The sequence below is a fragment of the Schwartzia succinivorans DSM 10502 genome (genome assembly GCF_900129225.1).
GTDB lineage: Bacteria > Bacillota > Negativicutes > Selenomonadales > Selenomonadaceae > Schwartzia > Schwartzia succinivorans.
This window is the reverse complement of the sequence record NZ_FQUG01000005.1, coordinates 260,165-283,128: the sequence shown is the minus strand read 5'-3', so window position 1 is coordinate 283,128 and position 22,964 is coordinate 260,165. Positions and strand designations below refer to the sequence as shown.

The window sequence follows — 22,964 nt, the reverse complement described above, 5'->3', positions numbered from 1 at the left end:
TGCATGGAGTAGATTAATTTTTGCGTTTTTGGGAAAATAAAAAGGCTCCCCCGAAAAGCCTTCGCAGGGAACCTTCGTATTCATTCAAAAAAATGCCAGTATAAAGGCGCCGATGATAAGCGTCACAGAAAAGGAATGCACAATTTTTCCGATTGTCTCCCCGAACACCCTTGATATAACAGGATGCAGCATGAAAAGGAAAAACGCTCCTGTCAGAAAAGCCATGGGGATATCATTCGCAAGGAAAACACTGTAGCAGAAAAGCACAACGGAAAGCACCATGCTGCTGAGCTGCGCGTGAGTATAGCGCTGCTTCTTTTTCTGTTTCATCTCATCCTCTTCAGGATACTGCCAGCCCTTTGACCGCATGCTGCTCCTCCCTTTCCGTTCTATCGGTGTCTTACCACCTCAAAGCGCCAGTAGCGCACCTTTTCATCAGGTCTGATGTTTCCCTTCTGCGCGGCAATACTTATCTGCTCCTCAACAGTATCAATACCCGCAAGGTCAGGAAGCAGAAGCCCTCTTCGTCCGTCCTCCGCCTCGACTATTACGCCGTAGCGTTTCACATCAAGACCGTCCTCATCTGTAAGCTCCGGCTCTGTCAAAACATCCACGCTGTACACCAGAGAATCAAGCTCACTTTTTCTCACAGGAGAAAAACGCGGATCCTCCGAGCAGGCCGAAACAGCGTTGTGAAGTATCTCCTTTGCGATGCTGTCCTCTCTCGGCAAAAATGTTCCTATACAGCCGCGAAGACGTCCGTCCTTTTTCAGCGACACGAAAACGCCGGCCTTTCTTTTTGTAAGCTCATCAGGAAGCCTGTCGGGAAATGCCGCGTGCTCACCTGTCCTCACAAAGGTTTCGAGGCTGTACCGCGCAAGCTTCACATAAATATCCTCAGCAGCACGCAGCTTCGCGAGACGCTCCTTTTCCTGCTTTTCAAACTGCTCTCCGCAGTTCCTACCGTCATCACGTCCGCCCGGCTCAAAGGATACGACTCCGTAGCCCACACCGAACGTCCCTTCATAGGAGAGAAGCTCCGCCTTAACCGTATGACGGTCAAGAGCTCCTGCCATAATCCAGAAGGAACGAAGACCGCATTCCGCTGCTCCCTCTGCAAGCTCCGAATCAATGGAAAGAAGCCTCGTAAAATCCGCACAGCCAAGAGCCTCGGTACATTCCTTGTCAAAGACAGGGCCTTCCTCGGCAAAGCCATAAGGCCCGTCAGTCTTCAGCTTATGGGAAAGGTCTCCCGAAGCGATATACACCGCACGGCGTCCCAGAAGCGCAGCCGTCCGAGCTATACACTCGCCGAAGGCATAGTGCTCTGCCGGCGACATGCCTGAAAGCCCTACACGAACAAGCCTGAAATCCGACCAGAATTCCTGCAGGAAACGAATCGGTATCATGGTACCGTGGTCAAGCCTGGGAACCCGTTCACCCAGAGTTCCTGCCGCCAGCAAAGCATCACGGCAGTTCTTCTCAAGAAGCTCCACAAATTCCTTGTCGTACTGCACAGAAACCCTGACCTCGGGGGCACGGAACGCGGAAAAATCTCCCTCCGCCCCATATCCCGGGGACACCTGAAAATAATCCGCATACATTGTCGCATGCGGGCTCGACAGGATAACCGTATCAGGCTTCAACTCCGCGAGACGCCTCATTGCCTCGCGGTACGCGTCAATCGTGCGCTGTATCTTCCGTTCCTCGCCTTTTCCCACCTCAGGCAGGATGATAGGCGGATGCGGTACAGCTGCTGCCCCCAGAATCGCCATAGGCTCACTTCCTTAATATTTTTTATTCTGCTCCCAGTTCCACGCGTCACGCAGAATCGTCTGCACCTCGCTGCGCTTTGGCTCCCATCCCAGCACATCCTTAGCCTTTTTGTTGGAGGCTATAAGCACCGCAGGGTCTCCCGGGCGCCGGTCCGCTATATCATGGGGTACAGGCTCTCCCGTTACACGCTCAGCCTCATGCAGGATTTCAAGCACGCTGAAGCCCTCGCTGCTGCCGAGGTTAAACGCATGGTTTCCATCATTTTCCATAATGTATTTAAGTCCGAGATAATGGGCCTCTGCCAGGTCCTCCACATGGACATAATCACGTATGCAGCTTCCGTCCCGGGTATCGTAATCCGTACCGAAAACCTTCATTGCCCTGTTTGCCAGTGAAGCACGCAGTACCAGCGGTATCAGGTGATGCTCAGGATTATGAGCCTCTCCTATGCATCCATCCGACGAATCTCCTGCCGCGTTGAAATAGCGGAAGGAACAGGAACGAAGACCATAGGCGCGTCCGTAATCAGCCAGCATCTGCTCACCGATGAGCTTCGTGGCGCCGTAGGCATTGATAGGCTTCTTCGGATGCGCCTCATCTATGGGCACATACTCAGGCTCTCCGAAAACAGCTGCCGTGGAGGAAAACACGAAATGCTTCACCCCGTGGGCGACTGCCGCATCAAGAAGCGTTTTCATCTTCACCACATTATTTTCGTAGTACTTCGCAGGCTCAGCCACCGACTCCGCCACATCAATAAAAGCGGCGAAATGAATTATTCCGTCAAATTTCTCTGCCCCAAGCACCTTGTCCAGAAGTCCGCGGTCGCCGAAATCTCCTTCAACAAAGCATCCATCAGTCACCGCCTCGCGGTGTCCGCTTGAAAGGTCGTCAAGAACCACCGTCTCTACGCCCTTCTCAGCGAAATAACGGTTGCAGTGGCTCCCTATATATCCTGCTCCGCCTGTTATCAAAACCTTCATCAATGAATTCCTCCCATGAAACCGCCTGCGCGGTCTCATTTTACTTTTTATCTACCAAAACATCCTTAAGACCGTAGTATTTGCAGAAGCCAACCTTGGTCACGTTATTGTCGTAATCCTCATAATACACGTGCCTCAATGCACGGTTGAAATCATCTCCGTAGGCAGGGAAGGTCACAACCTCCTGCCCTGCGGCAGCAGCCTCCTTTGCCCACTGGACACGGAGTGCATCCGCCTGATAAACCTTGTACATAATGACAGAAGCAGCCGCGAAGGTGAAGATTCCCAGCACAGCCGCGCCGTTTCGAAGCATTCTTCCTGCTTCTGTTTTCTTCATTCCCTGCTGTACCTCAGGAATCACGAGAAGAGCACAGATAGCGGCAAGTATAAGCGCCACAGAGCCGAATGTCGCTCTCACCGGGAAGGTGGGGGCTGCTATCATAACGAAATTATTAAAAAACGCCAAAAGCACCACAGCCGCACTGTAGCGCACCGCCGGAAAACGCTGCAAAACCTCGGAGGGCTTGGCATTTTTCTTCAGCAGCCTGATATTGAGCGGCGTCAATCCGCATTTTTCCTTTACCCGTCCATAGAACAGGAACACCATCAGCCAGTATACGGCAACCTCTTCGAAGCCCTTCATCAGATTGCTCCAGTGAAGAAGCGTCTTTGCGTCAGTATAATGAAGCGGCGTCAAAACCGCTGCCAAAAGAGCGTCATGAATCGCCCTTGCAACAAAGCTGTTGGTAAAATAAGAAACCAGTATAAGCACAGTAAAGCCCGGCAGCAGGAAACGCTTCCAGCCGCGCCGCGGAAGCTCTGCCACAAAGCTTATCCCCTTGCCGCGCAATACCTCCCGCTGCAGAAAGCGCCATGCAATCAGGGCCAGAAGAATAGCAGGCAGAAGATAGAGAATCATCTCTCCGTTGCCGGCCAGCTGATTGCTGAAGTGACGGAGTATGCCGTGATCCTGCTGGTCATAGCGGACAAAATTACCCGGAGCAAGCAAAAGCCCCAAAAAGCCAAGAACCGCTCCCAAAACACCTGCCGCCATCCACGGCTTCATCTCACCGCGGCGGAAGGAATAAAATGTACAGCCTGCGGAAACAAGCACCGCCGTAACAGCGAAATTTTCCACCGACCAGCCTGCGACGATCCCCAAAAGGAACATGCCAACCGCCAAAAGCACAGAGGATTTTTTCATGCTTTCCGCAAGTGAAAGATTGTATGGCAGAAGGAAGAGCAGAACAGGCACGGCAGACCAGAGATAAACCGTCGAGCCGCTTTTCCATATTGCCACCTCTCCGAAATGCGGAAAGGAAAGCCACGAAAGCACGCCTGCCACCGCCAGAAGCCCTGCTCCGTTCTCAAAGGATGCCCTGCGGCAGGCATGAAAATAAATCAGCACCACGAGCGCCGTGAAGAACAGCGCGTTTGCAATATCAAACCAGAGCTTTCCCATATACAGGAAAAGGTCAAGACCGAAAACCGTCATCATGCGTCCGCCGTGCAGAAAATAATGGCGGTACGCAGAGGTGAAAACATCCTGCAGAGAGCCGAGATGCTCGGTCGTCATCCATATCATGGAATAATCGTAATCATCACGGTGAATCGGCATCAACGCATTCAAAAAAAACATAAGCAGAAAAATCCCCGCCAAAACAAGAAGGACTTTCCCTTTATTCTCTATCTTCATAATAAATCAGCCGTCGTCCCCTTCTCTAAATTCCCTAATATTATCGACAGACTCCACATCATGCTCAGAGCTTCTCCCCCTGCGGTAGCAGAGCTTTTTGCCGTCCATTTCATCGACGAGATATATTGGCCGCTGCTTACTCTCCGTAAACACCCTTCCAAGATATTCTCCGATGATACCCAAAGACAAAAGCTGCACTCCGCCCAAAAAGAGCATGACAGTCATGAGTGTAGGATATCCTGCAACAGGGTCCCCGTATAAAAGCGCGTCAAAAAACACCACAAGCATGTAAATAATCGCCATCATTGAAACAAAGAGTCCCAGCATCGTTGTGAGGCGAAGGGGTGCCGTCGTAAAGGAAGTGATTCCCTCTACAGCCAGATTGAACAGGGAAAGATAATTCCACGTCGTAGTCCCTGCTGCCCTTGGCTGCACCTTGAAGGGCAGCTCCTTTTTGCGGTAGCCCACCCATGTAAAAAGGCCCTTGGTGTACCGCTGACTCTCACGCATCAGACAAAGCGCCGAAACACAGCGGCGGTCCAGAAGACGAAAATCCCCCACATTCCGCTGCACCCTGTAGCGCATGAACCCCTGAAGCACACGGTAAAAAACGCCTGTCATGGTTCTCTTGAACCACGCCTCATCCTCACGGTCCGTGCGCTTCATGCACACGTCATCATAGCCCTTCCGCCACCATTCCACCATCTCCGGAATAAGAGAAGGCGGATGCTGAAGGTCCGCATCCATCAGAATGACCGCATCCCCGTCCGCGTAGTCAAGACCTGCCATCATGGCAGCTTCCTTTCCGAAATTCCGCGAAAAAGAAAGATACGACACACCCTCATACTGCTCCGAAAGACGCCGCAGCACGGAAAGCGTCCCGTCCACGCTGCCGTCATTTACAAAAAGGCAGCGAAAATCCACATCCGGGACCTCCTCCAGAGCAGCCTTAAGCGTATCATAAAAGGTCTCAACGACCTCCTCTTCGTTATAGCACGGAACAATGATTGTAATCCTATCCATTCTCTACCACCAAATCCGCAAAATTTCCCACCGTGATGTTCTTTTCCTTCAAAAGCTCCATCGTCTTCTCCGACGTCACGGCACGAAGCTCCTCCTCAAAATCATGCTCCCATTCACAATCAGGAACAAGCACACTGTTGTCCGTCCCCGGATGAAGCATGACCTCCGTTGTTCCCTCAGGCATACTCTCTGCCATTTCCCTAAGATATTTCTCGCTGACGGCCTCGCCTGCAACTATCCCGGCAAAATTATCGGGAGTCTTCATTCCCAGGGAATGTGCCTTGTACCTTGCCATACGGGCAAGCGTACCCAGACCCAGCCGTCCTATCAGCTGCCCCGGGCTCATCCCGTCGCCGCAAAAAAGGTCTATGACAGGAACACGCACTGCGCGTATTCCCGCATCCTTGGCAATAGCAAGTGCAGTATCAATAACCCCCGGAAGCGTGTGCATATGCTGATGGCTGTCTATATGCGTAAGCGAAAGCCCTGTCTGCCGCATCTTTTCCATCTGCGCGACAAGCTCCCTCCGCACTTCCTCCATAGATATCTTCCCAAGAAGGAAACGTTTGACGAAAATCGTATGCGTATCATGAAAAACCCCATCCGGCGTCACAAGAGACGGAATCTCCTCCGGCGGCAGCACAGGAAATCCGTTTACCAGAGTAAAATGAATCCCCACGCCCAGCTCACTATGAGAGCGTGCAGCCTCCACAGCCCCGTCAAAGGCCTTTCCGCCTGGCATAAGTGTTGCAGACCGCAAAAACCCCTTCTCAACACCCTGCACCACAGCCGCATTAATAAGCGGATGACGCCCGAAGTCATCCGCATTCACAATGATACGCTTCAACCCTGTTTCCCCTTTACGAATTTAATTGAATCCAGATGTACCCGACAGCTATAAGCTGACAAAGAAGAATAACAGGCACACCTATCTGAAACTTCAGATGTCTCGTCTTATGACGGAACACTATCATACCCAAAAGCGCTCCTATGCTGCCGCCGACAAGCGCAATCAAAAGCAGCACCGCCTCCGAAATACGCCGCATATCTTTTACGGCAAACATCTTATCCGCGCCGTACATTAAAAAGGCAATGACAGACATAACAGCTACATAGCAGGAAAAATACAGCAGCATATAAACGCCTCCGTCAAGAAAAGTATTCCTTATCCCTTTAGAGTATCACAAGTACATTACGCCAGCAACAATCAGCGCACAACAAGCGTCGGCACGCCGCAGTGATGAAGAACATAGTGGCTCACACCGCCGAGAATAATATCCTGCAGTGAGCCAAGGCCGCGGCTCCCCATTATAATAAGACTGAAGCCGCCATTCTCCGCCACATCAGCTATAATCTCCGCAGGAGAGCCTATCTGAACCATGGTATCAAGCCCGACCTCCTCAGGAATCTGCTTCATATACGGCTGCAACAGCTTATAGCCCTGCTCCTTGAACTCCTGCGGAACATATCCTCCTGCCATGGAACGCTCCAGCATGGACATCTTCCTGTTGAGGTCCACAACATGCAGCAGCGTCAGCTCTCCTCTTACCAGTGAAGCAAGATACACGGCATGATGAAATGCCCTGTCCGCCTCCTCGGAACCGTCAATAGGAACAAGAATTTTACGATAACGAATATCCTCCACTGCAGCCATACGCTCCGCCTCCAATTTCAATTAAATTGCAACAATAATTTTTTTCACAGTCATATTTTACCACATATAAAGAAAAAAGCATTCAGCATTGTTTATGCCGAATGCTTTTTTCTTTAAGCCTCATCGTACATATTTTCAATTCTTGCAACTGCAAGCGTAGAAACAACGTCGCCCGTTACATTGAGTGCGGTGTGAATCATATCTATCGGACGGAAAATACCCACAATCATTCCCATGATTGTCGCAGGCAGTCCCATCGTTCCGAGAAGCATTACCGTAAGAACGATGCCGCTGTTGGGGATACCCGGTGTTCCGATTGAAATAAGCGTCGTAATAAATATAAAGCTTGCCTGCTGTGCAAGCGTAAGGTCAACACCATACACCTGAGATACAAACATAATCGTAACAGCGTAGTACGCCGCGATACCGTTCATGTTGACAGTAGCTCCCAAAGGCAGAGTAAAGGACGCCAGCTCATGCTTCACACGAAACTCCTGCTCAACGACCTTGAGCGTAACAGGCAGCGTGCCGGAGCTTGACGTCGTGCTGAAGGCAACAAGCCACACCTCCGTAATCTTCCTGAAGAAATCCGAAAGCGGAATCTTCGCGATACCGCGCACAATGAAAAGATACAGACATACGATGATGGAAAGTGCCGCCATATAATGGGTAAAAATAAATTTCCCCATTACACCGAACACAGCAAGCCCGTACTCTCCCACACTGCAGGCCGCCAGCGCACACACACCGTAAGGAGTCGTCTGCATAACGAGGTCAGTTACCTTGAACATAATCTGCGTGCCCTCGTCAATAAGCTTCTTGACGTTGGACACACGGTCTCCGAGAATCGTAATCGTCACGCCCACGAACACCGCAAACACGATTACCTGCATCAGCTCGCCCTTTGCCAGAGCAGCAATCGGGTTGCTGGGAATCATACCCAGAATAGCAGAACCGACGGACATAGGCTCGGCCGCCTTGACCGCCTCTCCCGATGCCTGAATGTCGTACATACGAAAGCCTGTCCCCGGGCGGATTATATGCGAGACAACAAGACCGAGAATCGTCGAAAGAATCGTCGTAACTATATAGAAGCCCATTACCTTCGTACCGATACGCCTGAGCTTTCCTATATCACCGATACTTGCGATACCGCTGATAATCGAACAGAAAATAAGCGGTATGACAATCATCTGAATGAGCTTCAAAAAGATGTCACCAACAGGCTTTACAAAGAGAATGTCCTTCTGGAAAATCATCCCCAGAACGATACCGATGCCAAAGCCCAGAAAAACCTTGGCACTCATGCTTAGCTTTTTCATACAATCCCAACTCCCAATGTGTATAACTTTACAAGATTACACATAAAATAAAAATCCTTATAAGTATAACTTACTCAGCAAAGATTTTCTACTGAAATTGTATAAAATTTTATTTCTATCAAAAAAACAAATTTTTCCTATCCGCAATTTCACTATATCTACCATTATATTTGTATGCTATAATAGACAAAATACCTAATTTATGCTCTGCAGAGGGGAAAACACGGATGAAACAATTCTCCTATTACTTGAAAACAGTTGATGACCTCGAAGCGTGTCTCAGCGCATTTCTTTCAGAATGCCCAAAGAACCCTTCGAGCATCCTCATATCTATATTTTCGTCATGGACATCGCATTCGGACATCGCAAAAATCGCGAAGAATCTTACCGACCGGATTCCGCGCGCGACCATTATCGGAGCAACCTCCTATGCGGAAATTTTAAACGGACTTTATTCAAACCGCACGATGATTCTGTCCTTCACGGTCTTCGAATCAGCGATAATAAAAATTCATACATTTGACCTGCGCATGGGCAAAACCCTTGCGGCAGCAGAGGCCTTCAAAAAATTCTGCGAAACAACTCCGCTTTTGAAGGGAGTCTGCCTTCTTTCGACTGTCAGTACGCCGGACCTTGAGGCCTTCCTGAAAAAGCTTTCCGAGGTTCCGTCGGAAATCGAGGTTTTCGGTGGCTGCGCCGCGGTCTACCGTCCGCAGGACAAACCGTATATATTTACAAACAAGGAAGTCTTCACGGCGGGCATTATCGCGGTCTGCTTCCTAGGCGAAGAACTTCATGTCCGTACAAACGTAGGTCTGGGGTGGAAACCGCTGGGCCGCTCACTCCGCATAACAGATGTGGAAGGCGACCGCATAGTGAACACCCTCAATGGCAATCCCGCAGTTCGTATCTACGAAACCTATCTCAAGGTCACTCCGAAGCAGTTCGACTCCGAAAGCCTGGTGTTCCCATTCGTGCTTGAGCGCGATGGAGAACCTCTCATGCGGCTTCCTGCCGACACAAGAACTGACGGCTCCCTGATATTCACCGCCGACTGCCGCAAAGGAGAAACCATGCGCCTTTCCTACGGCGACCCGGGAGAAATAATAAATTCCTCCCGTGAAATCAGCCGTTCCCTTGTTCAGTTTGCACCTCAGGGCATGTTCATCTTCAGCTGCATGTCGCGGCAGAAATTCCTGCAGGCGGACACCAACAGGGAGCTTCGCCCATTTCACTCCATCGCCCCGAATCTCGGATTCTACGGCCACGGAGAAATTGCCCGTATCAACGGTCACGTCATCCTCGAAAACTGCGCAATCGTTACCACTGCCATGCGGGAAGGGAAACCCACGATAATGCCGAGGCTGCCTGAAGAACCAAATCAGTCCCAGCCCACCACAATGCCGCTTGTGCAGCGTCTCGCAAACTTTGTCGCGGCCACAACGGCAGAGCTTGAGGAAGCCAACGAAAAGCTTGCAAAGCTCGCGAAGCTGGACCGCCTCACGGGCATATACAACCGCGGTGAAATCGAACAGATTCTCCAGCATACCATTGCCTGTGAACGCAGCGGGAAACGTGCATCCGACCACCTCAGCGCCATTATGATTGACCTGGATGACTTCAAGCTTGTAAACGACAAATTCGGTCATCAGGTTGGAGACAAGGTTCTCAAGGATATAGCAAAGGTATTCGAAAAAAATATCCGGCCGACGGACAGTGTAGGACGCTGGGGCGGCGAAGAATTTCTCATCATTCTTCCGGGAGCTTGCCTTAAAGCGGCAAAATCCATCGCCGAGCGCATACAGAATGCCGCAAAAAAAGCACCGCCGCTTCCCGACGGCAGAACTGTTACCCTGAGTGTCGGCATAGCTGAATTTCCCTCCGACGGAAACTTCCAGAGCTTCTACCGTCATCTTGACGATGCGCTCTACCATTCCAAAAACAACGGAAAAAATCAGATTACACTGTACGAAGGTGAATGATGCTCTTTTCACGTGCCTTCCATTATCGACCATAATCTTTTCATAGCCTTATCATATAATGCATTCAACGGGTTACCCCGTAACATAATGTACTCACTGAAAGGATGGGATTTTATGAAGACAACGAAATGGATGAATGGACTTTGTGCTCTCGCTGTAGGCGCGGCTGTTCTCGGTACCGCAGTGCCATATGCGGCAGCTTACGACGGCGCTCTCAACGGAAACGGAGAACATAAATACGATGTCCGCCGCGGTGCCTACGAGCAGGAAGGCGGCTCAGATATACAGGTAAGCCGCGGCCGCTACGAACAGCCTAAACCGGATGAAATCCACGCGCATGTACCAAAGGGACCTGAGGAAAAGCATCCTGAGGCAGGCTCAAACAAGGAAAATGCTCCGGAAGCAAAAGCACCTGAGGCCAAGGTTTCTGATGAAAAGGCTCCTGAAGGCGAGGTCAAGGGTCCTGAGGCAAAGGGCGATGTAGAAGGCTCAAAAGCAACCCCGGGCAAAGCCCCCCATCCGGAAGCAGGCCCTGTAAAATAATCTGACATACAAATACATAATACTCTTTACTTGCCTTCCCCTTCAGGGGTGTCAATATGCCAGTGGCATATTGGCTGGGACCGCGCCAGCGGTGGAGGAGGTGCACAAAAGCCTACCACTATTCACATAGCAGGCACTTTGTGGAACACCTCATCCGTCTGCTTCGCAGCCACCTTCTCCTAAAGGAGAAGGCTATTTTTTCTTCTTTTCACAATCCCTTATTTTTCGCTGTGTCTTTTTTATTCGCCGCTAATATATCTTTCTTCATTTTTCCATAAATATGTAATACAATTTACACAGGTAGAAGTAATAAATATTTATGTTGACTGGAGGGAATATCATGAGATTTTTCAAATGCAATCTGTGCGGCAACATCATCCAGGTACTTAAAGACGGTGGCGGCCCGCTGGTATGCTGCGGCCAGAACATGACAGAGCTTATCCCCGGAACCACCGACGCAGCTCAAGAAAAACACGTCCCTGTCGCAACAGTATCCGGTGACACAGTAACCGTCAAAGTAGGAAGCGTCGAACATCCGATGACCCCCGAGCACTACATCGAATGGATCCTTATCGAAACCGGCAGCGGCTGCCAGATAAAGAACCTCACCCCACAGGATGCCCCGGCCGCCACATTCAAACTGGCTGAAGGAGAAAAACTCGTCAAGACCTACGCATACTGCAACCTCCACGGCCTCTGGGCATCATAAATTGCCTTCCCCATTGTTGGGTGTCGATATGCCAGTGGCATATCGGCTTGGGACCGCGTCAGCGGTGGATGAGGTGCACCCCAAATTACCTACTATCCAGCCTTCCCCATCGGGGAAGGCTTTTTTCATCCCTTTTCAAACACTTTTCATTCTTCCCCAGACTTCTTCCATAATTAATCATAATGTTTTCATAGCCTATCATAACTCTTCCATAAAATTGTCATATAATTCAGTCAACGGGTTATCCCGAACCACTAACACACCGAAAGGATGATTCTATGAAAACAACAAAATGGACAAACGGACTCTGCGCACTGGCAATCGGTGCATCAGTAATCGGAACCGCAATGCCTGTCATGGCATCCGAAGCACCTGTAGCTGCTGCCGAAGTAACAGAACAGGGCGGTGCGCTCAACGGAACAGGAGAACATAAATACGACGTACGCCGCGGAGCCTTCGAACAGGAAGGTGGATCCAATGTGCAGGTAAGCCGCGGACGCTTCGAGCAGCCGTCCTCCGACAAAGCAGAGAAAACTGCTGACAGCAAAATCTCCGACAAAAAAGAACTCGGCGATAAAAAGCAGGATGTCAAAAAGGACGATAAACGCGCAGCAGAAAGAATCAGCGACTCAAAACACACTACAGATAAAACCTCCGAGGTAAAAGCTTCTGAATCCAAACTCCCCGAAACTAAAGCACCGGAAACAGTTTCCCCGGAAATGAAAAAACCTGAAGCCGGCACCTCCGGCAACACAAACCACCGGATTCCGGAAACAAAATCCTCGGAGCAGGATAAAGCACAGGAGCTGCCAAGCCTGAACCCGGACCTCGATAACTAAATAACCCTGCTAAAAATCCAATCCCTCTAAGCCTATGCAATATTACACCCTCCTCGTAATACTGCATAGAAAGAACATAAATAAGACACAACACCCCCATAAGTCAGGCCCGGACAACCTGACTTATGGGGGTGTTGTGCGTATATAGACATAAGAAAACTTTTCTAATTTCATCAGCGACTCCACTTTGTTGTATTTATATGCTATAATGTTACCAAAAATTATATTTATCAATTTTAAAATTAACTGTGCAAAAGTTACAATATTTTGCACAGTTAATTGCTCACCTATGCAAAACAGCATACTTTTGCGCACAAAGGAAGTGGTTAACGGAAATTTTATGATGATTTTGTACTTGATGAAGTCTGCCGTGATGACGAAAAAAACAGACCCGACGGGGAAATTTTCCGTGCAGACGGAGTCGATGTCCATTCTCACACAAAAATAATACATAAAGGACTCTACCCGGAGTCAAAAATCATCTCTTACATGGAGCAAGCTATGCAAATACTCCATGATACGCAAATCCCCGCACTGATTCGAATCTCAATCTTTCATTACCTCTTCGGATATATCCATCCGTTCTATGATGGCAATGGACGAACCTCCAGGTTCATCACATCGTATTATTTATCCAAGATATTAAATCCTTTGGTCGGTATACGTCTGTCAATAACAACAAAGAAAAGCCTTAGGGCCTATTATAAACTTTTTGAGATTACGGATGCTTACGGAAACCGTGGCGACTTAACACCATTCATCACAGGCTTTCTTCGGATTATCAGAAAGAGCATTATCCGCGTAAACGACCTGTTGGAAGAAAAACAGCGTGAACTTGAGCGTTATCAAGAATTGCTAAAACAAATTCCACTAAAAGATCACGCCTCAGAGATGATTTGTCTTCAATTATTGCAGGCAGCTCTGTTTTCTGCAGACGGCGTCACTTTGTCCGCTCTTGAATCCCCCATAGATAAGACATCTCGCACGATTCGCGAAAAAATTCTTTCATTGCCGGAAGGTCTTGTCCTTGTAAACAAAACCCGCCGTGCACACCGATATATACTGAATCTAAAATACTTTGATAAAAAATGTTCATCTATCTGAATTATCTCATACTTCTGCGAGAATCATTTATAACGCCTTTGTTCCAGTTTTGCCGCAGGCAAAACTTCATCTGTTGGCGTTTTCCCGGATGGGACTAGCTGCGCGTCGCGCGAGGCGGGAGATAGATATATGCTCACCACCTGTTATTTGTCCCAGCCCCCACTTACGACGCGCAGCTAGTCCTTTAGGGCAGAAGTGGGGACATCTTTTGCCGAGTTATACTTCTTCATCACTCACCAAAATCCTAAATTTTTGTATAGTTCATCCGTCAACTTACCAAAAACGAAAGTTTTTACCTTTTATTCATGATGTCTTTTCCTGTAACAAACTTGATATAAGCACTGCGCTTATGCTGCTTTATCCATAAATCTCTAAACTCATGATATTTACCACAATATGCCTCAAGCTTCTCAGTTGAAAGATATTCTTTGTAGATAACATTTTGCGCAAGAAAATGTTTCAAATCCTTTACTCCGTCAAACGTCTTTGAAAACACTTTTAATAATGATTTCTTTCCTAACAATCGACAAAGCTCATCTTCGAAATTCTTATTTTGAACCATAACCTCAATATTACGACAAACTTCCGATAACATCCTAAGATTATGTTCCAGCGTTTTTAACTGTATAGGGTCCAAACAATCTGTATCTATAACGCAAATTATCCGAGAATATTTCTTTGCCATAATACTATCCGAATACTTAATCCTATTATGCATCAGATTATACTTCATGAACTTGCCTGGGACAAAATATTCTAATTGCTTTACCTCTGTTAAAAACCTTTTCTCAATCTCACCCTCAGCTACATAAAGACACGTCCCCATGCTCAATCCTCCTCGAAATATTTATCGAGAACGCTGTAATCCGGCAAGACCCCGAAAAAGTCATTATCATAATACCCCTTGAATCCTCTGTCATTCTTTTTGATACGGTCACTTACATACAGAGCTTCATTAAACCCATCTTCTGTCCTGCGGAATAGAAGCACCATTTGAGGAGCAATATTTAAATCAAGCAGTTCCGGGTTATGTGTAGTGCAAAAAATCTGTCCGTTTCGCTGCACCAACAAAGCTTTCATAATTAAATAAGCCTCAAGCTCTGCATGAAGATGTGCTAACTGTTCATCAATAAAAGCCACCATTTCCGGGTTATTTTTTACATTGGTCAAAAAATCCAAAAACTGCAGTGCTTCATATGTACCATGTGACAGTCTGGTTCGGTCAGCACGATTCAAATCCCCATCCGGTATCGTCATCTGCTGCCCATTCTTGAATACAATGACATAAGAGTGCGATATCAGTTTTGAGTCTTCAGATTTTAGCGATACAATGCGCTCAACCGAGTTATCAATTTTCGGCAATATATGATTAAGCCTTTCAACGCTTTCCTGCAGATGGAGGCTTGACTGCGTGCTTGCAAAATCCGAAAAAATATACGAAAACTGTATACCGTCCCTAAACTTTGTTAAATATGTCTCATTTTCCTGCCTCAACAAAAGGCTAGAAACCATACCTGTTTTCCCAAGTATTGTTGGAACAGGTGCATTAACAGGCCGTTCATATTCCGTTACATAGTCGGCATCATCTAACCTTTTACATAAAACTTTATTGGTGTAGCTTGGAAAAATCTTTACCACTTTCAGGCCTTCTGTTTTAACCCCGCGCTCATCATATACGCATCTCATTCGATACGCATACTCTCCAATAGCAAAATCAACCTGAAACATTCCGGGTTTTGTTTGATCATACCGCTTCTCCAACAGATTAATCTGAGTCCCCATCTCCCTGCCTACAAGGTAATTTTGAATTGCACAGAGGATACGGCCAAAAGTTGTCTTACCGGAGGCATTAGCACCTAAAATCAGAAGTTTTTTCCGCACGTAAATCTTTGAACCCTCAAAAAGCGCATCATGTTTTGCCAAAAAATGAGATGATTTGCGCGCCATAGTAAAATCCAAAAAGAAATCACGAAACATATACACATTATCTAAACGTACAGACAGAAAAAACATCGCAAAATCACCCTCCTTCTTACGTCAATTATACATAAAAACGCAAAAGCACGCAATTTATTTCCATGAATCGGAAATAAATTGCGTGCTTTTAAAAAATAGCTCTTTTCGTCCTCCATCAAAAATTTCCCTGAAGAAAAACTCAACTACCGAGTATTTCTCTGTAATTCAAAATGATTAAATACATAAAGTTAACGTAATATTCCCTTCTCTTCACAACTTGAAAGATAATCATCCACCGCACCGTGAAAATCAGCAACCAATTCTTTAGCAGTTGAACCTTCATAGGAAATTAACGAACGAATACCCTGAACTTTTCCGTAATACAAAGCATCTTCCTCCGAAAATTCTACGCTCCCAATGTACCCTTTGTATTCAATGAAATTATCCACAGTAATCCCTCCTGCTATAATAACTTAAATCAACGGATACACAACATACTCATCTATCTCCAATATTCTTTAAAGTAGTGTCATATATTTCGGATATTCCTCTTTAGCTATCCCCATCATCTCCATGGCTTTATCTGCAGGCAGCTTCATATTCTCCATTATCTTTTTGATGGCTTTTGCCAACTCCGCACGACCCTCCGCTCGTCCCTCTTCGCGTCCTTTGATTTTTCCTTTTTCTTCCATTTCCATCAATGTCTGATTGTAAGTCATATACAACGCCCTCTTTCCATCATCGTCACGCTGCAATTCTACTTCTTCCTGCAAACTGCGGGTAAAGTCATCATTTGGTTCATTGTTGTTGATATAATCCATCAAATTCGCCAAGCTCTTGCTTACCTGATGCCTGTCACCCTGCGTATTCAAGAAAATCTTGTACACATCATCATCCAGTGACAATCCGCAATCCTCATGGCACCGGCTGCTGAAGGTATATTTCGTAAAATTCTTATCAAAAGGATCAAATGTGCATATAAAAATAATATACGTCTTTCGCAGTCTGCTATACAACTCGCCCTTTTTCAAAGCATCATTATCCAGTACAGACTGATAATATCTCGTTCTCTTTCCAAGGGCTTCTTTGAACGAATCACTAGCCTACATCTCTACATCTATAACAGTACCGTCAGCAAGTGTAACGTAAATATCCAGCCGTACACCTTTACTGGTTAACTGTGCCTCAAGGCTCTTTTCCCCTTCAGGATAATTTATCTCACTTATCTTTACATCAAGAACCCGCTCCAAAAGCTGTCTGCAAAGCTCCGGTTTTTCCATAACCAACCGAAACATGAAATTATTACTGATGGTCGCATTTCTAAGGTCATCCACACAGTCCACCCTCTCAAATATACCACACTATATACTGTGTTGTATATTTCAGAATATATGTTTTCTTTTATTATGCATCAAATATTTCGGTAGTGTCAATATTCTTTTTGCTGCTTTGCCATAACAAAAGGCCTCCTATGATTAGCTTTTTCATAGAAGACCTTCGGGCTTCGAACTTTGAGTTTGTATGTATATAATGTTTCACATATTCAAACAAATCCGCAATCAGTTTCCTGTATATAACACTTCTCAGCGATTACTATTCTTTAAAATATTAAAAAGTGCTTCTAATTTTATTGAGTCCCTTTGTGTACGCATAAAAGCATATATCAACCATGCAATTATCACGCTTACAGCTCCAGTGTTCAAATATATCAGCTTAATTAAAAATTCAAATTTTTCTCTTGCTTCGTTTGTTCCTCCAAAAACCGAATCCGTATATCCAACAAACAGCGCAAATATAGCAACGCATAATGAAATTAACACCGGAAAAAACTCTCTGCATCTAATTGCCGCTTTCAAACCAGCGACTTCAGATTCAATGTCAAACTTATCTTTATTTTCCCACTCATTGTAAAATTTTTCATACATTTTCTTAGTATTCATTTTATCATTCCTCACAGAAATTTAACTGCATACCATACTCATAAGAATGTCCACCTTAAAAAGTATAGTCCATGGAAATGGACGCATACTCGAAGCAGCCTTCTGTTTTTGACATACTTGTACCTTCCCACCCATTATTCGTACGTACAATTTTTCCAGACAAATTTTATAGTCACACATACGTTTATACAAGAGGTACAATTTATACATTTACCTCATCATATCCACTAGTCGTGCAAACTGTTTCAATTTCTCTATATTTTTATGATACTCATCCCTCATACCATCTACATTATCCTCAAAATCAAATCTTAATTGTCTTTGTTCTATCAAGCCACACCAATAGCCAACCAAATAATCCCTGAATAAGACCTCACGCTCGAACAAGAACAACTTCGCACCATCATCTTCTCCATAAAGAGATTGATACATGTAGTATCTCTCCGATTTAACCAAATCATTAAAAAGATTACTCATATTCTCGGGCAAAATTTCCGCACCTTCACGTATTGCAACGATACCTTCTTTGAAATATAATTTCAGCAAAACATTTCCATCAATCAGGTTATCGCGTCTTGAGGCATCGTCTACTACTCTGCATTCCTTATATTCTTTTGCAACTAACCACAACAACTCAAAGCAAAAAATATCTATTCGTCCTTCCTCCGCTGAGAAAACCAACGAGTGTACCAATTGTGCCTTTTCCCAGATTTTCTCTGTAGTTCGAATATCCAGTCCTAAAAATAGCACCTTTAAAAAGTTAATAACCTCATCATGCGTGGCCAATTCTTTCTCCGGATACTGAACTAAAACTTTCTCATATTTTTCTGCAATTTTATCTGAAACATTTCCACAATCCAACTTTAGTGAAAATGATATTATCTTTTTCAAATATTTATCTGTGAGAATTCCTTCCCCATACAATTTATGTACAGTTTCTTCTAACTGTCCTGCATTCACAGCTAACACTACAACGTAACTGCTTCCCAAAAACAAATGATGCAATCGTTCAAGTATTTTTATTTGATATGGCGGAAGGCAACGATCCAATTCATCTACGAGCAGAATAAGTTTTTTATCCCCTGAAACCTTCACCATTAATCCTCGCAAGCAATACAACGCGGTCTTTAATCCGGAAAGCAAATCATAGGCACTATCCGCTTTTTCTCTCCCCAATGCCTTTTCATATTCCTTTTTCCCTAACTCAACCAGATCAAACCCCAGTCTATCCTTAACATACTGCCCTGCAACTTCCTTCAAACAGCTCCCAATAAAATCCACAGCTGCACGCGCAGATAATTTTAACATCTCGGTCTTCCAAATTTTTGAATAAATCTGATCAAGAAAACTTGCTACAATTGCCATCAATGGCTCATCATAATAATCATATTCCCAACAGTTATACCGTAAAACCAAGCAATCTTGTTCACCATTCAATATTTCTTCCACTCGGTCAAGGATAAAGCTTTTACCAATGCCCCACTGCCCCTCAACTGCAAAAGTCATGCCTTGATTATTTACCTTTAATCGTTGAACAATAGACATAACTTGTCCAATAAATTCTTCCCGCTCCAAAACATCAACTATTGTATTTATTTTTTCGCCCATCTATATTCCCCCATTATCCAATAATCCTGCCCTGCATTCAAAATCCTTACTCTTCCAAACTTTTTCTTGTAAGCAGTATTTTCCCACACGCTTACTTTGCCATCTTATATATAAGCCATTTCATTTGACTCTTCTCAAAATGACTGAAATATCCATCGAAAACAGCCTGAATATATCCTTGTGCCTGCATATCGTCCGGCGATAAAGTTTTATCAAAATCGTAACATATAGCCAAAACCGGCTTTTTCTCCTTTGTTTTTCTGTTAACAATTGACATGATAAAACCTCCCATTCGTAAACGCTAAAAAAGTAGGACTATATAAAGCTATATAATGAACCCTTTAATCAATTTTCCAAATATTCTTACCTCAACTTTAACACCAGATTAAATTGCAATCAACAACTTTATGGCAAAATCCTTTGCGCAATTCACCTCTAATGAAATATACCCCTGCACATACAAATCGCCCCTGCAGGGAAACAACCCTACAGGGGCGAATAAATTATTTGCTCTCTAACGCTTTTGCAATTGCTTTTTGAAATCTCTCATTGAATCTTTCCTGTGAAAAATACTTCGCACGTTCTTTTCCTTTTTCCGCAAGTATTTTGCACAAAGTGTCATCCGTCCAAAGTTTTTCCAGTGTATCGGCAATTTCGTCAACACTATTGGGATTGAAGTTCAGCTAACATACCTTAAACAACCTCTTAACACTTTCTAATGTAACCAATTGTTAAATACAAAATCCCATATGCACAAGAGAGTCTACGTTCGCCTTTTGCTAAAAGACACCATACGCTCAACATATCAAGTAGGTACATTTAAAAACAAATATTTAGCATCACGATGATTTAACCGCACGCATAACAATTTCCTCGTACCGCTGTGCAAATTTTCTCTTCATATTCTCATTGAACTCAATCAAATCTGCTTTATCTTCTTCGATACGCGGAGCGTTCCACACCTGCAGCATTTTCTCTGCCAATTCCTCCGGATTATTTGGATCAAAAAAGATACCGTGCTTCGGATTCTGCTCCTTATGCACAGCCAAGTCAGACAGGATAATGCATTTGCCCCTGTACTTTGCTTCCTCGACAGTTGTGCTCCACCCCTCAAAAAGGGATGGATTAATATATGCATGACACTGCTCTGCCAGCGCCTGCACATCATCATATGGAATCAGTCCCAATATTTTATAATTGTCCTCAAGATTATTCTCCTTGATGAACGTCGTAATCTCTTCAAAATACCCCGGAGCACGGTAATCAGCAGCATTACCTGTAGAAACAACCAAAATGTCATCATTCCCGGCATCCCGAAGGATTTTCAATGCCTTCAGAACTACCTTGTGATTTTTATGAATCCAGTACTGATTCGGCAAAAAGAAAAACTTTTCCGGAAGTGAATATTTAGATAAAGCAGATTTAGCATCCACGCTATTTTTCAAATTCAGTGTAGGCACAAAATGCAAAACCTCTGATTTATCCCGATACTTCGGAAATGAATCCGCAAAATCGCGTTTTGCATCATAGCTGCTCAAAATCACAACATCACTATCCTGAGCCAACTTAAGAAAAGTCTTATCTCTGCTTTTTATATCACTTGCAGAAAAAAATTCCGGACAGTGTTTATGCTGAAAATCCGGAATCCAACTCATTGTTTTTATCCCTGGAAAATAAAGACCGCTCTGGCTATGCGATATTATTTGAATTCCATGAAACCTTAAATAAGCAGCCATCACGTAGTCTTTCCCAAAAATCTTATTCAAAGCCTTACGGCAAAATCCACTGAGGCACCACTTCTTAAAGAAATTTGTTTTGTGGATAGTTATCTTTTGGGAGTACTCTCCAAGCATGGATTTATCAATATCTTTCGGCACAACAACAAAAAAATCAATATCGTCGGAACCATATCGGTCAACTGCATGCAACAGATTGCGATAATAGTTGACCCCACCGAGCCATCCTTCACTTAATTCCAGCAGAAATGCAGCCTTGACCTTCATTTAAGTACCACCTTACGTATCGTTGTATTCCATCAGCTATCTCTATCCTCGGCTTCCAGCCCCATTCCTGCGCCGACTTAATATCTGCAGCATAATGATTCGGATTGCCCACATTAACCTGCCCGCCAAAATAGGGTGCATCCTTTCTTCCATATGCCTCAAACAAACAACTCAGAACATCATCAATGCGAACTGCTTCTCCACCCGCAACATTAACAATCGGACATTCTTCCGATGCATGCTTCATTGCGCACAGCATCATCTGTGCCACATCTTCCGCATGAACCCAGTCACGTGTCTCTTCGCCAGTTCCCCAAAAGACATTTTTCCCCTCTGAAAGCTTTTGACACGCATCCCAAAGAAGCTGCTTTCTAAGCCCTTCTCCATATACCGAAAACAACCTCAAAATCGCAACATTCACACGATATTGGGACGCATACATCTTGCATAGCTCCTCAACAATCTTCTTATGAACGCCATATGGAGAAATAGGATTTGGCACCATATCCTCACGCAGAGGTAAAACAGACTGATTTCCATAAACAGCTGCACTGGATGGATAAATCAATTTCGTTTGAGGTGAATACAGACGGATATATTCCAAAACATAATGCGTTGTCAAAACCGTACGCTCAAAATCCTTCATTGGTTCCTGCAACGAGAATCCAACAGAACCGCTCCCGGCGCAGTGAACAATAGCTTCACAATCGCCAGCATATACTTTAAGCGCGTCCATAGTAACATCAGAAACATGCCACTCATCAATACCCCATTGGAGCATATCATCTTGAGTGCAGTTCCCGTGTCCAATTCCAATCACATAATAATCTGCATCATGAAAACGCCTGGCCGTGTACCGTCCTATAAAACCGCAAGTTCCAGTAACTAAAACGCGCTTCGTCAAGAAATACACCCCTAATTCGTGATACTAACATTTGGAAACATCAATAACAGGCAATTTACTCAATATTGCCTGTTCTTCCTCTAAGGAATAGAACGCTATAGTTCCATCATCATTGCGACTATCTCTAAATTTGCCGTGAACAAAACATTCTTCTACAGACTTTTCACGTACAACATCATTCAATAAATCATTCCGCACAAAAAAAATATTATTACCATTCTTATTGCCCGCAACCAAAGAATAGCCTTTCTTCTTTGCCAAATGAACAAACGCCTGTATAGATCCTCCCCAATAAACACATGACCTTTCGACCTTCTCTCGAACAAAATCCGGTGAATACTCTATAGTTACAGCTTTTTCCTTTCCCCAAATATGGTTATATTCACAAATCACTATATCCGGATTAATGCAATTAATCGCTTCCCATACCCAATAATCATTTCCATCAATATCTATAGATAATAACCCTATGTCTCCTTCAATTCCATTTTCTTTAAATATCGAATTAATATTTTCAGCAGTAATAAATTTTTGCACTGCCTTAAGATTATATCGCCAATAAATATCATCCTTCTTAATATAATTGATATTTTCTTCACTGCCATCAATAACTAAGCCAGACCAGTTATTATTCATAAGCAAAAATCGAGTATTTGATTCCGTATAATTCTGTACTCCAAACTCGATAAAAATTTCTCGTGATATTTTTATATTTTGAATAATCCATTGAATAATTCCATCTTCACCCCATTGTGAAAACACCTTAAATTCCTTTGTCTTACTATACCCGTTTTGCAAATTCGCTAATTCCAATCGACCTATGGCCATTTTTATATATTCTAAATCTGCTACTATTCGACTTATCTGATCCAATTTTTCTTTAATTTTCTTTATAATCATTACACCTAGTCTCCTCATATTT

24 protein-coding genes and 2 pseudogenes are annotated in these 22,964 nt (G+C 44.8%); 6 read left to right on the top strand and 20 right to left on the bottom strand.

Annotated elements, in window-relative coordinates; all coding sequences use genetic code 11:
- Window positions 1-84 precede the first annotated feature (84 nt).
- The 9 genes from BUA83_RS07885 to BUA83_RS07845 form a co-directional block, all read right to left on the bottom strand.
- Window positions 85-369: a Rel homology DNA-binding domain-containing protein gene (locus BUA83_RS07885; protein ID WP_072935687.1), complete on the bottom strand. Its 285-nt coding sequence runs from the start codon at window positions 367-369 to the stop codon at window positions 85-87.
- Window positions 370-389: 20 nt separating this feature from the next.
- On the bottom strand, window positions 390-1,775 hold the full coding sequence (gene amrA, locus BUA83_RS07880) for an AmmeMemoRadiSam system protein A (protein ID WP_072935686.1): 1,386 nt from the start codon (window positions 1,773-1,775) through the stop codon (window positions 390-392).
- Window positions 1,776-1,787: 12 nt separating this feature from the next.
- The gene (gene galE / locus BUA83_RS07875; RefSeq protein ID WP_072935685.1) at window positions 1,788-2,759 is read right to left on the bottom strand and encodes a UDP-glucose 4-epimerase GalE; all 972 of its coding nucleotides are present in this window, start codon (window positions 2,757-2,759) and stop codon (window positions 1,788-1,790) included.
- A 40-nt stretch (window positions 2,760-2,799) separates the two neighbouring features.
- On the bottom strand, window positions 2,800-4,455 hold the full coding sequence (locus BUA83_RS07870; RefSeq protein ID WP_072935684.1) for a DUF3329 domain-containing protein: 1,656 nt from the start codon (window positions 4,453-4,455) through the stop codon (window positions 2,800-2,802).
- Between the two features lie 6 nt (window positions 4,456-4,461).
- A complete protein-coding gene (locus tag BUA83_RS07865; protein ID WP_072935683.1) occupies window positions 4,462-5,478 on the bottom strand; it encodes a glycosyltransferase family 2 protein in 1,017 nt (338 codons plus the stop codon).
- Entirely contained in the window at window positions 5,471-6,325 is an 855-nt protein-coding gene (locus BUA83_RS07860; RefSeq protein WP_072935682.1) for a ChbG/HpnK family deacetylase, read from the bottom strand. Before BUA83_RS07860 ends, BUA83_RS07865 begins: the two co-directional genes overlap by 8 nt.
- A 13-nt stretch (window positions 6,326-6,338) precedes the next feature.
- Window positions 6,339-6,614: a DUF1294 domain-containing protein gene (locus BUA83_RS07855; protein ID WP_072935681.1), complete on the bottom strand. Its 276-nt coding sequence runs from the start codon at window positions 6,612-6,614 to the stop codon at window positions 6,339-6,341.
- 71 nt (window positions 6,615-6,685) lie between these two features.
- Window positions 6,686-7,132, bottom strand: a complete 447-nt coding sequence (locus tag BUA83_RS07850) for a universal stress protein (protein ID WP_072935680.1) — start codon at window positions 7,130-7,132, stop codon at window positions 6,686-6,688.
- Window positions 7,133-7,245: 113 nt separating this feature from the next.
- Window positions 7,246-8,454, bottom strand: coding sequence for a dicarboxylate/amino acid:cation symporter (locus BUA83_RS07845; RefSeq protein WP_072935679.1), 1,209 nt, complete (start codon window positions 8,452-8,454; stop codon window positions 7,246-7,248).
- 227 nt (window positions 8,455-8,681) lie between these two features.
- Between BUA83_RS07845 and BUA83_RS07840 the strand changes: the two genes are divergently transcribed.
- The 6 genes and pseudogenes from BUA83_RS07840 to BUA83_RS12835 all read left to right on the top strand — a co-directional run bounded on the left by BUA83_RS07840 (window position 8,682) and on the right by BUA83_RS12835 (window position 13,631).
- Entirely contained in the window at window positions 8,682-10,436 is a 1,755-nt protein-coding gene (locus BUA83_RS07840) for a sensor domain-containing diguanylate cyclase (RefSeq protein WP_072935678.1), read from the top strand.
- Window positions 10,437-10,550: 114 nt separating this feature from the next.
- Window positions 10,551-10,979, top strand: coding sequence for a hypothetical protein (locus tag BUA83_RS07835; protein WP_072935677.1), 429 nt, complete (start codon window positions 10,551-10,553; stop codon window positions 10,977-10,979).
- 340 nt (window positions 10,980-11,319) lie between these two features.
- Window positions 11,320-11,688, top strand: a complete 369-nt coding sequence (locus tag BUA83_RS07830; RefSeq protein WP_072935676.1) for a desulfoferrodoxin family protein — start codon at window positions 11,320-11,322, stop codon at window positions 11,686-11,688.
- Between the two features lie 278 nt (window positions 11,689-11,966).
- The gene (locus BUA83_RS07825; protein ID WP_072935675.1) at window positions 11,967-12,527 is read left to right on the top strand and encodes a hypothetical protein; all 561 of its coding nucleotides are present in this window, start codon (window positions 11,967-11,969) and stop codon (window positions 12,525-12,527) included.
- Between the two features lie 402 nt (window positions 12,528-12,929).
- Window positions 12,930-13,148: pseudogene (locus tag BUA83_RS12935) on the top strand (Fic family protein); the annotation flags it as partial.
- Window positions 13,149-13,178: 30 nt separating this feature from the next.
- On the top strand, window positions 13,179-13,631 hold the full coding sequence (locus BUA83_RS12835) for a Fic family protein (RefSeq protein WP_234988301.1): 453 nt from the start codon (window positions 13,179-13,181) through the stop codon (window positions 13,629-13,631).
- Window positions 13,632-13,923: 292 nt separating this feature from the next.
- Here BUA83_RS12835 and BUA83_RS07810 read toward each other — a convergent pair whose 3' ends face one another.
- The 11 genes and pseudogenes from BUA83_RS07810 to BUA83_RS07765 all read right to left on the bottom strand — a co-directional run bounded on the left by BUA83_RS07810 (window position 13,924) and on the right by BUA83_RS07765 (window position 22,942).
- Window positions 13,924-14,457, bottom strand: coding sequence for a hypothetical protein (locus BUA83_RS07810; RefSeq protein WP_072935672.1), 534 nt, complete (start codon window positions 14,455-14,457; stop codon window positions 13,924-13,926).
- A 2-nt stretch (window positions 14,458-14,459) separates the two neighbouring features.
- Entirely contained in the window at window positions 14,460-15,644 is a 1,185-nt protein-coding gene (locus tag BUA83_RS07805; protein ID WP_072935671.1) for an AAA family ATPase, read from the bottom strand.
- 191 nt (window positions 15,645-15,835) lie between these two features.
- Window positions 15,836-16,036 (bottom strand): type II toxin-antitoxin system HicB family antitoxin, encoded by a 201-nt coding sequence (locus BUA83_RS07800; protein WP_072935670.1) that lies wholly within the window; start codon window positions 16,034-16,036, stop codon window positions 15,836-15,838.
- 69 nt (window positions 16,037-16,105) lie between these two features.
- A pseudogene (locus BUA83_RS07795) lies at window positions 16,106-16,660 on the bottom strand (Rpn family recombination-promoting nuclease/putative transposase); the annotation flags it as partial.
- Between the two features lie 30 nt (window positions 16,661-16,690).
- Window positions 16,691-16,921: a hypothetical protein gene (locus tag BUA83_RS12495; RefSeq protein ID WP_094756539.1), complete on the bottom strand. Its 231-nt coding sequence runs from the start codon at window positions 16,919-16,921 to the stop codon at window positions 16,691-16,693.
- 249 nt (window positions 16,922-17,170) lie between these two features.
- On the bottom strand, window positions 17,171-17,527 hold the full coding sequence (locus BUA83_RS07790; protein ID WP_072935669.1) for a hypothetical protein: 357 nt from the start codon (window positions 17,525-17,527) through the stop codon (window positions 17,171-17,173).
- A 210-nt stretch (window positions 17,528-17,737) separates the two neighbouring features.
- Entirely contained in the window at window positions 17,738-19,135 is a 1,398-nt protein-coding gene (locus BUA83_RS07785; RefSeq protein WP_072935668.1) for a KAP family P-loop NTPase fold protein, read from the bottom strand.
- Window positions 19,136-19,226: 91 nt separating this feature from the next.
- Window positions 19,227-19,412 (bottom strand): hypothetical protein, encoded by a 186-nt coding sequence (locus BUA83_RS12830; RefSeq protein WP_072935667.1) that lies wholly within the window; start codon window positions 19,410-19,412, stop codon window positions 19,227-19,229.
- Between the two features lie 562 nt (window positions 19,413-19,974).
- Complete coding sequence (locus BUA83_RS07775; RefSeq protein ID WP_072935666.1) at window positions 19,975-21,138, bottom strand: glycosyltransferase family 4 protein; 1,164 nt, start codon at window positions 21,136-21,138, stop codon at window positions 19,975-19,977.
- Complete coding sequence (locus BUA83_RS07770) at window positions 21,101-22,042, bottom strand: NAD-dependent epimerase/dehydratase family protein (RefSeq protein WP_072935665.1); 942 nt, start codon at window positions 22,040-22,042, stop codon at window positions 21,101-21,103. Before BUA83_RS07770 ends, BUA83_RS07775 begins: the two co-directional genes overlap by 38 nt.
- 24 nt (window positions 22,043-22,066) lie before the next feature.
- Entirely contained in the window at window positions 22,067-22,942 is an 876-nt protein-coding gene (locus BUA83_RS07765; RefSeq protein WP_072935664.1) for an NADH dehydrogenase, read from the bottom strand.
- Between the last annotated feature and the right edge of the window lie 22 nt (window positions 22,943-22,964).

Coding starts and splice junctions, on each gene's coding strand:
- BUA83_RS07885 (WP_072935687.1), bottom strand. CDS start 369: ATGCGGTCAAAGGGCTGGCAGTATCCTGAAGAGGATGAGATGAAACAG.
- amrA (WP_072935686.1), bottom strand. CDS start 1,775: ATGGCGATTCTGGGGGCAGCAGCTGTACCGCATCCGCCTATCATCCTG.
- galE (WP_072935685.1), bottom strand. CDS start 2,759: ATGAAGGTTTTGATAACAGGCGGAGCAGGATATATAGGGAGCCACTGC.
- BUA83_RS07870 (WP_072935684.1), bottom strand. CDS start 4,455: ATGAAGATAGAGAATAAAGGGAAAGTCCTTCTTGTTTTGGCGGGGATT.
- BUA83_RS07865 (WP_072935683.1), bottom strand. CDS start 5,478: ATGGATAGGATTACAATCATTGTTCCGTGCTATAACGAAGAGGAGGTC.
- BUA83_RS07855 (WP_072935681.1), bottom strand. CDS start 6,614: ATGCTGCTGTATTTTTCCTGCTATGTAGCTGTTATGTCTGTCATTGCC.
- BUA83_RS07850 (WP_072935680.1), bottom strand. CDS start 7,132: ATGGCTGCAGTGGAGGATATTCGTTATCGTAAAATTCTTGTTCCTATT.
- BUA83_RS07845 (WP_072935679.1), bottom strand. CDS start 8,454: ATGAAAAAGCTAAGCATGAGTGCCAAGGTTTTTCTGGGCTTTGGCATC.
- BUA83_RS07840 (WP_072935678.1), top strand. CDS start 8,682: ATGAAACAATTCTCCTATTACTTGAAAACAGTTGATGACCTCGAAGCG.
- BUA83_RS07835 (WP_072935677.1), top strand. CDS start 10,551: ATGAAGACAACGAAATGGATGAATGGACTTTGTGCTCTCGCTGTAGGC.
- BUA83_RS07830 (WP_072935676.1), top strand. CDS start 11,320: ATGAGATTTTTCAAATGCAATCTGTGCGGCAACATCATCCAGGTACTT.
- BUA83_RS07825 (WP_072935675.1), top strand. CDS start 11,967: ATGAAAACAACAAAATGGACAAACGGACTCTGCGCACTGGCAATCGGT.
- BUA83_RS07810 (WP_072935672.1), bottom strand. CDS start 14,457: ATGGGGACGTGTCTTTATGTAGCTGAGGGTGAGATTGAGAAAAGGTTT.
- BUA83_RS07805 (WP_072935671.1), bottom strand. CDS start 15,644: ATGTTTTTTCTGTCTGTACGTTTAGATAATGTGTATATGTTTCGTGAT.
- BUA83_RS07790 (WP_072935669.1), bottom strand. CDS start 17,527: ATGAATACTAAGAAAATGTATGAAAAATTTTACAATGAGTGGGAAAAT.
- BUA83_RS07785 (WP_072935668.1), bottom strand. CDS start 19,135: ATGGGCGAAAAAATAAATACAATAGTTGATGTTTTGGAGCGGGAAGAA.
- BUA83_RS12830 (WP_072935667.1), bottom strand. CDS start 19,412: ATGTCAATTGTTAACAGAAAAACAAAGGAGAAAAAGCCGGTTTTGGCT.
- BUA83_RS07775 (WP_072935666.1), bottom strand. CDS start 21,138: ATGAAGGTCAAGGCTGCATTTCTGCTGGAATTAAGTGAAGGATGGCTC.
- BUA83_RS07765 (WP_072935664.1), bottom strand. CDS start 22,942: ATGATTATAAAGAAAATTAAAGAAAAATTGGATCAGATAAGTCGAATA.